Annotated in this window: 16 protein-coding genes and 2 tRNA genes; 7 read left to right on the forward strand and 11 right to left on the reverse strand. The window is 56.5% G+C overall.

Annotated features, from left to right (window positions below; all coding sequences use genetic code 11):
- Positions 1-4: 4 nt before the first annotated feature.
- From IE099_RS11560 to IE099_RS11585, 6 genes are all read right to left on the reverse strand, one after another.
- A complete protein-coding gene (locus tag IE099_RS11560) occupies positions 5-1,120 on the reverse strand; it encodes a TlpA family protein disulfide reductase (RefSeq protein WP_189570095.1) in 1,116 nt (371 codons plus the stop codon).
- Positions 1,121-1,259: 139 nt separating this feature from the next.
- On the reverse strand, positions 1,260-1,898 hold the full coding sequence (locus IE099_RS11565; RefSeq protein WP_189570096.1) for a nucleoside/nucleotide kinase family protein: 639 nt from the start codon (positions 1,896-1,898) through the stop codon (positions 1,260-1,262).
- A complete protein-coding gene (locus tag IE099_RS11570) occupies positions 1,895-2,317 on the reverse strand; it encodes a hypothetical protein (protein ID WP_189570097.1) in 423 nt (140 codons plus the stop codon). Before IE099_RS11570 ends, IE099_RS11565 begins: the two co-directional genes overlap by 4 nt.
- On the reverse strand, positions 2,314-3,987 hold the full coding sequence (locus tag IE099_RS11575; RefSeq protein WP_189570098.1) for a DUF3592 domain-containing protein: 1,674 nt from the start codon (positions 3,985-3,987) through the stop codon (positions 2,314-2,316). The genes IE099_RS11570 and IE099_RS11575 overlap by 4 nt, the downstream gene beginning before the upstream one ends.
- Entirely contained in the window at positions 3,984-4,631 is a 648-nt protein-coding gene (locus IE099_RS11580) for a histidine phosphatase family protein (protein ID WP_189570099.1), read from the reverse strand. Before IE099_RS11580 ends, IE099_RS11575 begins: the two co-directional genes overlap by 4 nt.
- An 82-nt stretch (positions 4,632-4,713) precedes the next feature.
- Positions 4,714-5,403 carry a hypothetical protein gene (locus IE099_RS11585; RefSeq protein WP_189570100.1) on the reverse strand — a complete coding sequence of 230 codons (690 nt, stop codon included), beginning with the start codon at positions 5,401-5,403 and terminating at the stop codon, positions 4,714-4,716.
- A gap of 160 nt (positions 5,404-5,563) precedes the next feature.
- On the opposite strand from IE099_RS11585, the gene IE099_RS11590 reads away from it, so the two are divergent.
- Positions 5,564-5,639: transfer RNA gene (locus IE099_RS11590), tRNA-Thr, on the forward strand.
- Between the two features lie 64 nt (positions 5,640-5,703).
- Positions 5,704-6,354, forward strand: a complete 651-nt coding sequence (locus IE099_RS11595) for an MBL fold metallo-hydrolase (protein ID WP_189570101.1) — start codon at positions 5,704-5,706, stop codon at positions 6,352-6,354.
- On the opposite strand, the gene IE099_RS11600 is transcribed toward IE099_RS11595, so the two are convergent.
- A complete protein-coding gene (locus tag IE099_RS11600) occupies positions 6,343-7,050 on the reverse strand; it encodes a hypothetical protein (RefSeq protein ID WP_189570102.1) in 708 nt (235 codons plus the stop codon). The two genes, IE099_RS11595 and IE099_RS11600, sit on opposite strands and share 12 nt — an antisense overlap.
- A 174-nt stretch (positions 7,051-7,224) precedes the next feature.
- On the opposite strand from IE099_RS11600, the gene IE099_RS11605 reads away from it, so the two are divergent.
- Positions 7,225-7,437: a hypothetical protein gene (locus IE099_RS11605; protein WP_189570103.1), complete on the forward strand. Its 213-nt coding sequence runs from the start codon at positions 7,225-7,227 to the stop codon at positions 7,435-7,437.
- Positions 7,438-7,492: 55 nt separating this feature from the next.
- On the opposite strand, the gene upp is transcribed toward IE099_RS11605, so the two are convergent.
- Both upp and prfA read right to left on the reverse strand, forming a co-directional pair.
- Positions 7,493-8,122: a uracil phosphoribosyltransferase gene (gene upp / locus IE099_RS11610; RefSeq protein WP_189570104.1), complete on the reverse strand. Its 630-nt coding sequence runs from the start codon at positions 8,120-8,122 to the stop codon at positions 7,493-7,495.
- Positions 8,119-9,204, reverse strand: a complete 1,086-nt coding sequence (gene prfA / locus IE099_RS11615) for a peptide chain release factor 1 (protein WP_189570105.1) — start codon at positions 9,202-9,204, stop codon at positions 8,119-8,121. The genes upp and prfA overlap by 4 nt, the downstream gene beginning before the upstream one ends.
- A gap of 186 nt (positions 9,205-9,390) precedes the next feature.
- Here prfA and IE099_RS11620 point away from each other — a divergent pair.
- Together IE099_RS11620 and IE099_RS11625 are read left to right on the forward strand one after the other, a co-directional pair.
- Positions 9,391-9,462 (forward strand) — tRNA-Gln (locus IE099_RS11620).
- Between the two features lie 228 nt (positions 9,463-9,690).
- Positions 9,691-11,277 carry an alkaline phosphatase D family protein gene (locus IE099_RS11625; RefSeq protein WP_189570106.1) on the forward strand — a complete coding sequence of 529 codons (1,587 nt, stop codon included), beginning with the start codon at positions 9,691-9,693 and terminating at the stop codon, positions 11,275-11,277.
- Between the two features lie 139 nt (positions 11,278-11,416).
- On the opposite strand, the gene IE099_RS11630 is transcribed toward IE099_RS11625, so the two are convergent.
- Both IE099_RS11630 and IE099_RS11635 read right to left on the reverse strand, forming a co-directional pair.
- Entirely contained in the window at positions 11,417-11,746 is a 330-nt protein-coding gene (locus IE099_RS11630; RefSeq protein ID WP_189570107.1) for a tetratricopeptide repeat protein, read from the reverse strand.
- Positions 11,746-13,464: a peptidylprolyl isomerase gene (locus IE099_RS11635; RefSeq protein ID WP_189570108.1), complete on the reverse strand. Its 1,719-nt coding sequence runs from the start codon at positions 13,462-13,464 to the stop codon at positions 11,746-11,748. The genes IE099_RS11630 and IE099_RS11635 overlap by 1 nt, the downstream gene beginning before the upstream one ends.
- A 50-nt stretch (positions 13,465-13,514) precedes the next feature.
- Here IE099_RS11635 and IE099_RS21005 point away from each other — a divergent pair, with 50 nt between their 5' ends.
- Positions 13,515-13,643 carry a hypothetical protein gene (locus IE099_RS21005; protein ID WP_268244914.1) on the forward strand — a complete coding sequence of 43 codons (129 nt, stop codon included), beginning with the start codon at positions 13,515-13,517 and terminating at the stop codon, positions 13,641-13,643.
- Positions 13,644-13,744: 101 nt separating this feature from the next.
- The gene (locus tag IE099_RS11640) at positions 13,745-13,888 is read left to right on the forward strand and encodes a hypothetical protein (protein WP_189570109.1); all 144 of its coding nucleotides are present in this window, start codon (positions 13,745-13,747) and stop codon (positions 13,886-13,888) included.
- Positions 13,889-14,099: the final 211 nt, after the last annotated feature.

Genomic DNA, 14,099 nt, shown 5'->3' on the forward strand with positions numbered 1-14,099 from the left:
AGCCTTAGGGATGGCTCTTTTCCGTGAGGGAAATCTCTTTCTTAAGGAAGCGACAGACTCCTTGCTCGTCTTCACACAGGGAAAAAAAGAGGACCAAGCGACTGTCTTCGTCAGGCTTACGCGAGAGGTCGGCCTCCAAAGTGCGGGCTTCGCTGGAGGTGTCTTTGCCGTTGGTGAGGGGGCTGGGTTGATCAGTCAAAAGGATCGGTTCTCCCTCTTGGGGAACCAACCAGAGGCTGGCCTCCTGCGCGTCACTCGACCAATGATTGCTGCCAGTTGGCTGCAGTCGGAGGTGCAACCTGCGCTCCTCTTTCTGATCGGTGTGCGGGATGAGGGTGACGGACACTTGCAGGGCTGTTCCTGAATCCGGTAGGCGCTGCCCTGGGTCAGGAAATGTTTTGGGTGAATCCGCTTGTTCGTTTTTTCTGCGGGGCGAAGAGACTTCGGAACCAGACGGCTCGACGAGCAATGGAAAGGGGGCTTCGTCCCGAGCTGAGATTTCCCCACGGGCCTCCTCGATCCAATTGTAGAAGGGGTAGGGCTTATCGAGGCGGGGACCGAATTGCTGGATTCGTCGTCGCCAGATGTATTGGCCGGGAACCTCTTGCAAAGCGGCCTGCCAGTGGTCGACCGCGTCTTGAAATTGGGCGCTGTCACTGGGATCGTGATCGTAGCACCAGCGGTGCAGAACCCCGAGGTGAAAGAGGTCTGCGGGGCTCGCCTTGTTGGCCTCAACGACCTTCCGATAGGAGGCCATCGCTTCTTTGACCTCGGCAATTTTTCCGCTTTGCAGGGCTTTCAGCGCCTGTTCGATGTGAGGCGCTCGTGCGGGTGGCTGACTGCTTCGTTTGGTCTCGGGATAATCGGTTTCGAGGAAGGTTGCGAGGTCTTGGGGCTTGGGTCGGAGGTAGCGAATGACGCCACTTTCATCGACCAGGAGAGTGATGGGTACTGCGGTTACTCCCAAGACGTTCAAGGGATCCATCAGCACGGGAAAGTCCATTTTCTTCCACTGCAGGAAGAGCGCCATGCGGTCGCCATATTGCTCTGGCGCAATGCCAAAGACTTGCAACTTTCCGTCCGCGACGAGGTTCTTCGTTCTGTCGTGCCACCCGGGCACGTGCTTGCGACAACCTGCTCACCAGGAGGCAAAGAAGTGGACGAGCGATTTTTTGCCGAGAAAGGAGTCGGTGCTCAGGGCGCTGTGGTCCGTTGCGGTTGGCAGGGTGAGGGAGGGAAACGGTTGGCCCGGGGAGAGGTTAGCTTCTTGCGCGTTGAGACTCAGGAGGCTGAGCAGAAGAAGCCCGATCGTGGTCAGTTTCGTTCGCATAGTTGTCGTAGAGACTAAGCCAGAGTTCCCGCAAGTTCCCATTCTTTTTCCGGAAAATGGCGGGAAGACTCTCGTGCAGTTCGCGGGAAGCTGCGGGTTCGATTTTTTCTAACAGGGTCTGGGCCAGCAGGGGATCGCTTTTGAGATGGAGAAGGGTGGGAAGACGGGAAAGGTGATGACGGGCCGCGAGGTAGCCACCCAGGGTGAGGCTCAATTTGCGCAAAGCCTTCCGCTCGGAACCAGCAAGGTGCCCCTCGCCATCGACAAAGAGAATGACATCCTGTTGACCGCGAATGGACTCTAACAGTTGTCGCTGTTCCTGATCGAGTTGTCGTGAATCCCGGTGGAGGAAAAGGCGTTCCACTCGGAAGCGGGGTTGCAGGCGCTGGGCAAAGGCATCGAGAAAAGTGGTTTTTCCGCTGCCGTGATGTCCTCGCACTGCCGCCCTGCGGGAAAGCTTTTCCCAACGACTCTCGATGGCCTCCCACGTGGTGCCCGAGAGAGTGGGATCGAAGGGGAGCCGTCGTTGAATTCGGTCGGGAGCGAAAGGATTGAGGTGGGCCTTCATGAATTCCTCTCGACCGAGAAAATGGCGACCTTTCCCTTGGGAGTGGAGTCCTTGAGAGCCTCGAGTTGCATCTCTTCCCCGCTGGGAGAAAGGAGAAAGGGCACGAGGTCGAGGGATTGCTCTTTCTCATCCACCACCTCCACGGCCCACGCCAGCGTAATCAGCTTACCCGCGAAGCTGTAGGGCGCGGGCGGGAGTTTCCATGCGAAGGGAACGAGCGAGTCGTGGGGGCTGATTTCCTGCCGGTGAAGAACCTTGGCCTCCTCGTCGCCACGTCCTCGGGTGAACCAAAAGACGCGCAATTCCATCTTCTTGGCCGGGAGAGATCCGGTGATGCGCACCCGGCCGGTGAGTTCTTGAAACGGTTGGTGGTGAAAGTGATCGAGCTCGATCTCGACGCCTGGGGATGGTGTGCTCATCGGAAGTCGGATTCGGTGAGAGGGTTCAGGATCAGGTCAATCCGTTCGCGGACATCAGGTCGTGATTTGACCGCAGCGTGCATGCGGATATACCAACGGATTCTGTTGTGTTCGCCTTTGAGAGTGGGCAGGGCATCGTGGGGGAAAATGAGGTCGCACTCGCTCTGCAGCATGGAGGGCAGGCTGGTGGTGGTGAAGAGGTCCTTCTGATAGAAGATGGAGGTTGCGGTGCTGCGGTCGGTGCCCCGTTGGTAGGTGGCCTCTTCTTGACCGACGAGGGTGATGGTCATCTCGGTGAGCTGGCCGCTGCCGCCGGTCTGCTTCCACCGGAACTTGGTCGCGATGCCCGGGCGCAAATCCTCATCTTTGACCGAGAGGTCGAAGCGGGGAGAGAAGATGGCGAGGAAGGAGTAGGGGAGGCTGAGCAGGGCGATGAGGCCGACCAGAATAAAGGGAATGAGGAATATATTGAGAAACCATTCCGGGTGGCCGCTGGCCCACTTTCCCCAAGCCACCACCACAAAGACGCTCACGATCCCACACCAGAACAGAGCGAAGATGAGGTGCCCGAAAAAGTTCATGCTCCGGTTGCTGGACTTGAGCTTTTGGTTGCCTTTGCCCGGTTGCGAGCGGGCGGGAAGATGACCTTTTCGTTCGGGCAAGGCCGGTGACTTGAGCTCCCGGCTCTTCTTGAGTGACCACCAGACTCCTCCGAAACCCACCGCGAGGAAGGGGAGGGGCAAGAGCATAATGAGGACGGACCATCCCAGCTTCGGCTGCCCGACCGCTTGCCAAGGCTTCTTGGGGTTCACGTAACAGGTGAACTCCTTGCCTCGTGGATATTGGTCGACGATCTTTTGCTTGCTGCTCCGTCCACTGGAGCTCCCTGAACTCAGGCTAAACGTGTTGGAGCGGTGTTCCTGGTCCTGATAGCGATAGCGGTAGAAGATGTCGGGGCTGTAGGTGGTGCCGTCGTCGGAATCGTGGGAGCGGACTCTACTCCAGATGACGGTGGCAGGGGTCGGCTCCCAGCTCCGCAGCGAAAGAGCTTTACGAGCCATTGGCAGGGTGCTGCCGAAGAACACCCCCACGCCGGCCAGGGCAAAGATCCCGAAGAAAGCAGCTGCAATTGTGCCTCTGTGTTTGAACTCTTTGCTGCTCCCTTTGGCCGAGAGGGCTTTGCTTTCATCTTTGGAGGCCTTGATGATGAAGACTCCAATCGCGACAAAGAAGCTGCCAAAGAGGGTGAAGGCGATGCCCCCCCAGACTGCTCCGCGACTGCGCTGCAGAATGGATTCGGAAGGCTGATCAGGGTTGAGAAAGCAGGTGCCGCGCGCTCGGACTTCTTGCTCGAGCTCGACATAGTGTTCGTAGTCTTCGTGCCGGCCTTCGTTGGCGGTCAGGCGGTTGCCGGTGTATTGCTGCCCGTTGTGTTGATAGGTGAACTGAACGCGGGCCGAGAAAGGCTCGTCATTGGAAGCTTCGTCGAGAATCTCGAATTTCTGCACCTGGCAGGGGACCTCCTCGTAGGTCCAGAGCCTGAGCTCCTGAAAGGTCATCCAGAGACCCGCTAACACAAAGATGGAGCTAAAAGCGCACCAGCCCCAGCCAAAGCAGCCCGGGGTCTTTTTTTTGTTATTGGCGGGTTGTTTTCCGGAAGGAGGGTTCATTTTACGACTTCATCGAGCACCGTCACATTCTTGAGGTGAGCGGTGTCGCCCCAAGTGCGCAGGTTCCAATTGTGGTTATCGTAGTTGAAGATATTGAGAGCAGTATTTGGCAATTGGAAGCGGCGCGGCGGCAAGAGGTTGAGCCCAAGAGCGTCGCGCAGAGCCATGCCGATCACTCCGCCGTGAGAGACTGCGAGAACCTTTTGGCCATCATGACGGCGCGCGATTTTGCGCAGCGCTGCCGAGGAGCGGGCGAAGGTGTCAGCCCAGGATTCCCCACCTTCCGGGGCGTAGTGAGGGTCGCCGGAGGCGTGCAGCTCGGCGTCGTCAGGGAATTGTTCCTGAATCTGCTCGAAGGTGAGCCCTTGCAGGGGACCCAAGGCCCGTTCGCGAAGTCCGATGTCGATTTGAATCTCGTCGAGTTGGCCGAGAGGCTCGACCAGCAGCTTACAGGTGTTGTGGGAGCGTCCCAGGTCGGAGGTGTAGATGGCATCGAAGCGGATGCCTTCTTTGGCAAAGCGCTCGCCAAGGCATTCGGCCTGCTCGACCCCGTTTTCGGTGAGAGGGGAGTCTTCGTGTCCCTGCCAGAGTCCCGCGCGGTTCCATTCCGTTTCGCCGTGGCGAATGAGGTAGAGTTCGGTCATTTGAGGGGTTTCCTTTAACCCAACCCAATGGGGGATTGAATTACCAATCGTGTGATTTTTTGTAAGGAGTCTCCGCTTGGGCTCAAGCGTTCTTGGCAAAGAAGCTGATGATGAGACACCAGATTGCGAGGATGAGGTTCATCAACGGGAGCTGTAGGGGGAGGGGAAAGAGGTAGATCAGAGCCACCGAAGGAATCCAGACCACCCAGTTGGTCAGCAAGAGTGGAATGAGGCGCTGCAGGAAACTCTTGCGCTGCAGGGCCAGCTTGAAACGGCGCGCCGAGTGGTCTTGCTCGCTAAAGAGATAGAAGAGTAGCACCTGGGGAGTCGCGAGAAAGGGGCTCCAGAGAAACTGATCGACTACGGTCTTAAAGAAAATGGTGGAGGTCTTCAGCTCGCTGCCGAAGACCACGGACTGCAGTTCATAGAGCTTGTCCACTTGCCAGCCATGAATGGCCCAGAAGAGGAAAAGGAGGGGCACCCGCCGGATGGGGAGCCTTTTCTCTTTGGGGAGAAAGAGAGCACCTACTAACCAGGGAACCAAGCTGCCAAAGATCGCGGTCGAAATCATCGCGAACCAGGGCGAGGTGCGGTCCTTCAAATCCCCGATGAGGTCGAAGGATTGAGCTACGGGCTCGAAGCGATAGTAGCAAATGACGAGGGCGAGTCCGACGACCCAGAGGGCCAGTCCCGGGAGAATATTCTCCTTCGCGCCACCCCAGCCCAAGTGGACGGCTTCTCGAAATAGGTTGCGACGTGGGGAAGGATTCATGGGACTGACAGAGCCGTCCATGCCTCTCCGAGAGGGCGGGGTCAACCCCGTGGAGCAAGCTTGGCAAAAATGATTGAAAATAGGGTTCTCTTTGGTCTTGCGGAGGTCAAAAGAAAATGCATACTCCCCGCCCCCGAAAGGGATTCTCGCAAGAGAAGTGGCCGGCTTAGCTCAGTTGGTAGAGCAACTGATTTGTAATCAGTAGGTCAACGGTTCGAATCCGTTAGCCGGCTCCATTTTCATCCTTTCTCTCCCTAGTGTTCGATGAAAAGGGATGTGTTACCAATTCGCTCCCTTGGTGTGAATTTCTATGTTCTGCGCGATTCGCGGGGACTTTTTCTCATCGACGGAGGTTTCGTTGGTGGACCGGCGCAACTCCGAAGGGGTTTGCGGAAGCGAGGTTGGGAAGATGAGCCCGTTGTCGGTATCCTTTTAACGCATGGTCACCTCGACCACATTCTCAATGTCGCTCAACTCGTTAAGGATACTGGGGCGTGGGTGGCTGCTCCCAGGGCTGATCAAGCGCACTATCAGGGCGCTGCGAGCTATAGAGGCCCGGGGCGGGTGACTGCTGCTCTTGAGGCCTGCGGGAAACGGGTCTTTGGGTTCCGCCCCTTTGACTCGACTCACCTTCTCGAGCCGGAGGATGAACTCGATGTTTGGGAGGGGCTTCGCGTGATCTCATTACCGGGTCATACCGCAGGGCATTCTGGCTTCTATTGTGCCCAGCGTAAGCTCCTGTTTTGCGGGGACCTCTTTGCTAGCTTCGCTGGTTTTTCCCATCTTCCCCCGCCATTTTTTAATGAAAATTCCCGTTTGGCGCGGAAAAGCATCGAGACCGCTTTGGCCCTGGAGCTGGAGGGAGTGCTTCCCAATCACTGCGACGGGGCTGAACCAGAGGTGCATCTAAAGCGGTTGCTCCTTCTGCGTGAGCGCTGGTCACAGCCCTAGCGAAAAGATGGTTTTCGCTGCCTTGGTGCTGATTTTCTGGTTTTTGGCGTAGGCGGCAGCTGCTGCTTGGAGGTAGTCGTCCGGCTTGCCGTTTTTCAGCCAAACTTCGATGGCATCGTGAAGGATGAAAGAACCGGGATACATCAATTGGCTGGTGAGAAGCAGGGGATTTGCCTGATAGCGTTGAAAGTGGGGGGCAAAGTAGCGGTCACTAATGCAACAAAGAACAATTGTTGGGGTTTGCTTTTTAGCTGTTTTGGTTTGTTCGGGAAGAGTGGGAGAGGTGTCCATCAAGCCGTTGTGGCCAATGAAAGCGACGAGTTTGTCGGGGCCGCCCGACTGGAGGGCCGCAAAGTAATCTTCGAGACACTTCTTCATCTCGCTGCCCCGATAGGCGTGCGCCGTGAGACGGGTGTCGGTCCCAATATGTTGGAACTCCAGGGTCTCGATGAGATACGTTTTGTCGGGATTGGTGGAGCTGAGTAGTTTCCACTTTTTGCTCTTCTTGAAGTATCTGCTCATGCCGTCCGAGCAGCCCCAGTAGAGATTGTTCGGGGCGTCATCACCATTGCCGATCTTGGCTCCCACGGGAACGATGCCTTGGGTCTTGTTGTCACAAAGGGCCACGAACACCTCGATCGTTTTGGCTGGAAGCAGGGCGAGGGTGGACAGGTAGAGGAGGAGAAACCATTTCATCTCATTGGGTTAGCGGCAGGGAGGTTTGATTTTACCGAAAATCTTCTCTTTTGGGATTTTTGTAAACGGAAGGTTGGGGAGGAGCTTAACGTGATTTCAAATATTTAATTAAGAGTTCTTGATATTTTTGTTAACTTATTTAAAGTGCGTGCACTTGCTACTTGCTTCTAACCTATGAACCATATCGTGACCCTATTCTTGGCTATTTCCGTGCCCGCGGGATATGTTGCGGTCTCCAAGGTAAAGAAGGATAACGAAATCCGCAGGATCAGCGCGGAAGAGCTCGCAGAATCCCGTCGAACCCTGAGTGATCTCAAGGGAATCGAACGGGAGGGGGAGCGAGCGAAGCTTCCGAAAGGAATTCAGGTCATTCCTGTTTCGCGCTGATCCCTGCCGGATGGGCCTTTAGGTCGCCGGATGGGCTTTTTTGTCGCCGGATGGGCTACTCGGTGCCGTAGATGCGGTCTCCGGCATCGCCCAGACCCGGGAGGATGTAGCCCTTTTCATTGAGTTCACGATCCAGCGCGCCGGTAAAGATGGGGACATCGGGATGCGCGCTTTGCAGGGCCTCCACTCCCTCGGGAGCGGCCAGGAGGGAGAGAAAGACGAGATTTCGCACGCCCTTTTCGCGCAAGCGGTCGATGGCGGCAATGGTGCTGCCTCCCGTGGCCAGCATGGGATCGGCGAGGATGACCTGGCGCTTTTCGATCTCGGAGGGCAGCTTGCAGTAATACTCCTCGGGTAAAAGAGTCTTGGGGTTTCTAACGAGGCCGAGGTGGCCGACTGCAGCCTCGGGCATCACGTCCATCAAGCCATCGACGAGGCCATTGCCCGCTCGTAGAATTGATATGAGGCAGGGAGCGGGGTTGGGCAGGCTATGCGCAGTCATCTCCTCCAGCGGGGTCTCCACCGTTCCCGACTCGACCCGTAGATGACGGGTGGTCTCGTAGGCCAGCAGCCACGTGGTCTCGCGGAGCACGCGGCGAAAGGTGGGGAAGGGGGTGGCGACATCCCGGAGAATGGTCAGCTTGTGTTTGACCAAGGGGTGGTCGATGACTGTGAGTGTGCTCATGCTTGGCTGTTTTCTGATTCGGCTTCCGCGAGCTTTTCCTCCATCTCGGCCTTCTGCAGAGCATCGGTAAACTCATTGATTTGTCCCTGCATAATGCCTTCCATATTGTGGGAAGTGTAGTTCACGCGGTGGTCGGTGACCCGGCTTTGGGGAAAGTTGTAGGTGCGGATCTTTTCGGAACGGTCGCCGGATCCGATAAGCGAACGCCGGTGGGAGGCATGCTTCTCGGCTTCTTCCTGCACTTTGATTTCGTAAAGTTTCGAGCGCAGAATTTCGAGGCCCAGCGCCTTGTTCTGTGCTTGGGAGCGTCCGTCCTGACATTTGACCTGCAAGCCGGTGGGCAAATAGGTGATCTGGACCGCGGAGTCGGTGGTATTGACGTGCTGACCGCCGGAACCGCCGGATCGAGTAGCCTGGATGTGGAGGTCCTCGGGCTTGAGCACGACGTCGACCTCCTGCGCCTCGGGCATGACGGCCACCGTGCAGGTGGAGGTGTGGATGCGCCCCTGGGTTTCGGTCGCAGGAACCCGCTGAACCCGGTGAACGCCGGATTCATACTTGAGATAGCGAAAGACCTCTTCGCCGGTGACCTTGATGACGACCTCCTTGAAGCCGCCAACGTCGGAGGGAGAGGAGTCGAGATGTTGGGTCTTCCAACCCCGGCTGGAAGCGTAATTTTGATAAAGGCGGAGAAGTTCACCCGCAAAAAGGGAGGCCTCGTCGCCACCGGCACCGGCGCGAATCTCGAGAAGGGCGTTGCGTTCCTCGGAGGGGTCGCGCGGGAGAAGGGCGTATTGCACCTCCGAGCCAAGCCGCTCGATGTCCTTTTCCAACTGAGGAATTTCTTCAGCGGCCATTTCGGCCAGTTCATCAGTGCCCTTGGCGAGCTCGCGATTGTCCTCCAGTTCAGTGAGGAGACGCTGATATTCCTCCCACATGCCGAGAACCTTTTTGATCGACTGATGTTCGCGCGAAAGGGTGGTTGAGCGCTCTTGGTCCGAAAAAAAGTCTGGCTCGGACATTGCTGTTTCAATTTCGTCGAACCGTGCGCGCCGCTTGGCGATGAGATAGCCGTAATCCATGATTTGCGGGCAGGTTCTGGCCTTCCGCCCGTAAGGTCAAGGTTTGTGTGGGTAAGGATGAGGGGAGAATGTGACGCGAATCGACGACTTTTTGTCAGCGAGTTTGCGATTGAGTGCATTTCGTAGTTGATTCTTGTCGAGGATTCGGTAAATCCCTCGCCCCGCGTTGAGAAACGCTTTTTAGACAGCCCCATAGTGTAATTGGTAACACACCTGATTTTGGTTCAGTATTTCGAGGTTCGAGTCCTCGTGGGGCTACTCTCTCTCTTTTTTCTTTCGTCCGCTCGTTTCTGCGGGCTTTCCGAACGGCCGCTCAAGCTTTCCTGCCCGACTTCTGCGCCCATATTGAATTCGAACTGCCGCACCTGAGCGTTGAAAAGGACTTCTCTCGCGATTGTATCTCCCGAACCTTGAGCGAGAACTTGGCGACAGTATCGTCGCAATTCGAGCATCGTTTGCATTTCTGTGACTTGTTTGATTCGAGGGATGCCCGATTTTGCAACGCTTGATAAACTTCTGCGCCAGGATGGTGCTTTTTCCCGACGTCTTCTTCTTTCCTACGGGGCCTCTTTGGCGGCCATTCCTCTTTTGGGTCAGCGCGCTTTTGGTCAGAGCGAAAAGACTCCCAAAGACTACCCTTTCACTCTCGGAGTCGCTTCGGGTGATCCGGATCATCGGGGAGTGGTGCTGTGGACGCGTTTGGCGCCGCGCCCACTGGAAGATGGAGGGGGAATGCCAAGCCGTCCGGTTGAGGTTTCTTGGGAAGTTGCCGACGACGAGGCCTTTCGCTCCCTCGTCGACTCCGGCAAGGTCCTAGCCACTCCGCAGCTGGGTCACTCGGTGCACGTGGAGTTGGAGTCTCTCGCCCCTGATCGCTGGTATTACTATCGCTTCCGCAGTGGTGATGCCACCAGTCCGGTGGGTCGCACCCGCACCTTGCCGCGCCCCGATGCCAGTCCCGACAAGCTGCGCTTCGCCTTTGCCTCCTGCCAGAACTTTGAGCAAGGCTACTTCTCCGCCTACGATGATATGGCCGAGCAGGAGGTCGACCTGGTCTTTCATCTCGGGGATTACATTTATGAATACGAGGCGGGGCGAAACGGAAAGGTGCGCACCCATCAAGGAAAGGAAATTGAGAGTCTCGACCAGTATCGGGCTCGCTACGCGCAGTACAAGAGCGACCCGTCCTTGCAAAAGATGCATGCCGCCTGCCCGTGGTTTGTGACTTGGGACGATCACGAATTCGATAACAACTATGCGAACCTAATTTCCGAGGAGAAAGGGATTCCCGCCGCTCATTTCCTCGCGCGGCGTGCGAACGCTTATCGGGCTTACTACGAGAACATGCCTTTGCGTAAGCGCTCTCTTCCGCAGGGCGCCCATCTCCAGCTTTTCCGCAAGGCGTCTTTCGGTCGTTTGGCGGAGTTCAATGTCCTCGATACCCGCCAGTATCGCAGCGATCAGCCAAATAGGGATCGCAAGTCCCCGCTCAATGCGGAGGCCTTCGGACCGCGTAATACCTTGTTAGGGGAAAGGCAGTTTGACTGGTTGACTGCGTCCTTGAATAGTTCGCAGGCAACCTGGAACGTGCTGGCCCAGCAGGTGATGATGGGGATGGTCGGCTTCACCAAGGATGATGGGCAGCTTTACTCCATGGACCAGTGGCCGGGCTATCTCGCCGAGCGCGAGCGTCTCTTGCGCTACATTGCAGAGCGTCGGGTGCCGAATGCGGTGGTCTTGACTGGCGACATCCACGCGAACTGGGCCAATGAGCTGCGCTTTGACGACCGCAAGTCCGAGCAAGCGGTGGTGGCCAGTGAGTTCGTGTGCACATCAATCTCGAGTGGCGGAAACGGGGTGGAGGTTCCTAGTGATACGGAGGAGTTGTTCGGCAGTAATCCCTGCCTGAGGTTCTACAATCGCGAACGTGGTTACACCCTTTGCTCTCTGACTCAGGAGAGTTGGATTAGTGATTATCGCATTGTTAGCGACGTGCTGCAGCCCGGAGGCACAACGAGTTCGAGGGCAAAGTTCGCGCTTGAGGCCGGTTCCTCATTGATTCATCGAGCTTAGTGGAAAAGTTCCAGCGGAGCGCGAGTGCCTAGACTCTTCCCGCTGGCTAGCTCTTTGCAAGAAGGGTCGGTTGGGGAAGGACGGTTCGTTTGGGCGAGTGAGGGCACTCGCGGTCCTTCTTTTGAAGGAGGGGAGGAGGCTATTTTTTGACTTTCCCGCCGAGGGAAAGGATGCGGGCGTTGCCTTTGGCGAATTCCGCTTCTGCAATCTGCTGATCCTGGACATACATCTGCGAGAGAGCAGTCCAGGCAAGCAAGTCGTTGGGCTCGAGGGTGGTGGCTTGCAAACCGCAACCGATGGCCTCTTTGATTTTGCCCTGCTTCATGAGGGTCATGCCGAGGGCATGCCAACCGTCGAAGAATTCGGGGTCGGCGGCCACCGCTTCACGATAACAGGCCTCCGCTTGCTCCAATTCGCCAACCGCCAGATGGGTGTTGGCTTGGTCGAAGGCCGTGTCGCGCTCGCTCATCAGTTCTTCAGGGTGACCAGCTCCACCTCGGACTCATCGAATTGAGCGGTGAACCAGTGCTGAACCAGAGCCATGCGGAGAGCTTGCTGCTGGGTGGAAACCGCGCGGGTGAGACCAGCCTTGTTCTGTTCGTTCTCTTCGAAGGTGCGCTCTTTGACGAAGACGAATACGCCGCGGTCCATCAGAGGCTCGATGACCTCGGCTGAGGAAATCTCACCAGTCTTTGTCTGGGAGGCGAGACGGAAAATATCGCGGGGATTGGGTTCGCTGGGCACTTGTCCGTTGGCGGTGAAGGTGAGGTGCTCGGCGAGCTTCAGATTCTGCTCGGCAGCAGCTTCATTGAGGGGCTTGCCATCGGCGAGTGCCTTCGCAACCTCTTCGCGAGCAGATTCGATAGCAGCCTTGAGTGCTTCTTCAGCCTTCTTTTGCACCAAGTCGTTCTTGGCGTCTTCCTTGGCTTCCTCGAAGGTCTTTTCGGTGGGCTCGACCGCTTCGTCGACGCGATACATCAGCCAGCTTTCTTGTCCAACACCAAGGATTTCGCTGAGAGTATCCATCACGTTGTCGCTGTTCAGGCTCGCGTCGAGGAGTTCCTGCTCGACTGTGGTTTGCGTGCCTCGCACCGGACCGCGAATCTCGGCTGGGAGTTCGCTGATGGGGAGCAGTTCAGTGGTTTTGACCTCATAACCGAATTCCTCGGCAAGGGGTTCGATTTCGGCCTTCTTCGCGCCGTTGTCGATTTGTCCCTGGAGGACCACCCAGATGTTTTCCTCGATGGTGAGACCGAGTTCATCGACCAGCTTCTTGCGTTCCTCGGGTGTCAAAGTGAGATTCTCGGCTTTGGCCTTGTCGTCGGCAGCGATTTGCTCGGGAGTTTTCTCGGCATCGGCCGCTTCTTCGGCAGGAGTCTTTTCCTTGCCCGCTTCTTCCTCTTTCTTCTTGGCCAATGCGGCGTCGAAGTCGGGGGCTGCGGTGAAGTAGGTCAAGCGGCGCTTGGCCTCGGTCTCGTAGCGCCCTTTGTTCTCTTCCCAGTAAGTTTTGACCTCTTCATCGGTGGGGCTGATGTCTTTTTTGAAGTCGGCCAGGTCGAGGGAGAGGGTCGAAAGGGTAAACTGCTGGCTGTTGGCGATGAAGCTTTCTTGCGCGGCTTCCTCATTGGCGACTACGCCAGCACCAAGAATGTTGGTGAATTCCTTAAAGGCGAGGAGGTTGCCAATAAAGTCATTGAGGTCGTTGATGGTCATGCCGAGATTGCGCAGACCTTTGTCGGTGAATTGGTTGTAGGACTCGTCATCGAAGACTCCGTCGCGACCGGTGAAGACTTTCTCGCGTTGATAGAGGTCGATTTCTTCTTTGCTGGGGTAGAGACCGAACTCTTTCCGGGCCCGGTTGAAGTTTTCACGATGCACCAGATAGCGCTTGGTCATCTCTTCATTGCCGCCGCCTTCGAGAGTCCCCAGATACTGGGAAATGTCGCCATAGGTGTCAAAAGAGCCGTTCTGGATGGAGGTCTGGAGAATGCGTTGGCCGAGGCGAATTTCGTTTTCCGCCTTTTGCACGTCTTTGTAGGCATAGGTCTTATCCTTGGTCTTCACCATGATGGGCCCGCTGCTAGGACCTCGTCCACTCATGTTGCTTTGAAGAAAAACAAGACCAACAAAGATGAGAACAAGAACCACGATGAAGAGGCCTGTGTATTTTCTGATGTTTTCGAGCATGTTGCGGCGAACTGCTTAGCCTTGAGTGGGGCGCGGTGCAAGGCTGTAAGATGGAGATTTGGAAGGGTGGGGATTATTTTAAGGGTCAGGTCTCCAAATGCGAATCGCGGGAGGCCGAAGCCCCCCGCGACCGTGAGTTCATCAACTGGCCAGACGGACTGCTGGTCGTCTGGGGCTGAAAAACTACTGTTCACCCTTTGTTGAATGTCTCGCGTGAACGAGTGCATTCAGAAAAGTAGACCCTTTGCTCCTGCTATTGTTCACCGATGGAGGTAAAAAGATGAAGAAACTGTCTCATCTCCGTCACTTTGTCCTCTTTTCACTCCTCTTTGGAAGTCAGTCGGTTGCGGATGAGAAGCGTGAGCCCAACCGTCTGACGGGAGAAAAGACACCCTATTTCTTGTCGCCAGCGACAGAGGACTAGATTCTGGGGGGGACGGGTTGAGGAACGGCCTCATTGGCCGAAGCCAGGATGGTATTGCAAGAGGCGCGTTGCTTGGCCGCGGCGAACAGAGCCTTCGACACTGTGGAGGCTTCTTCGATGGGGAAGAGCGGAACCACTTCGTGCAGAGGTTGGAGGATGACTACGATTCGGTGATGCTCACTGTCAGTCTCTCGGAGTAGTGGAATTGGTC

The sequence above is a fragment of the Roseibacillus persicicus genome (assembly GCF_014651675.1).
In the GTDB taxonomy this organism is placed as follows: Bacteria; Verrucomicrobiota; Verrucomicrobiia; order Verrucomicrobiales; family Akkermansiaceae; genus Roseibacillus; species Roseibacillus persicicus.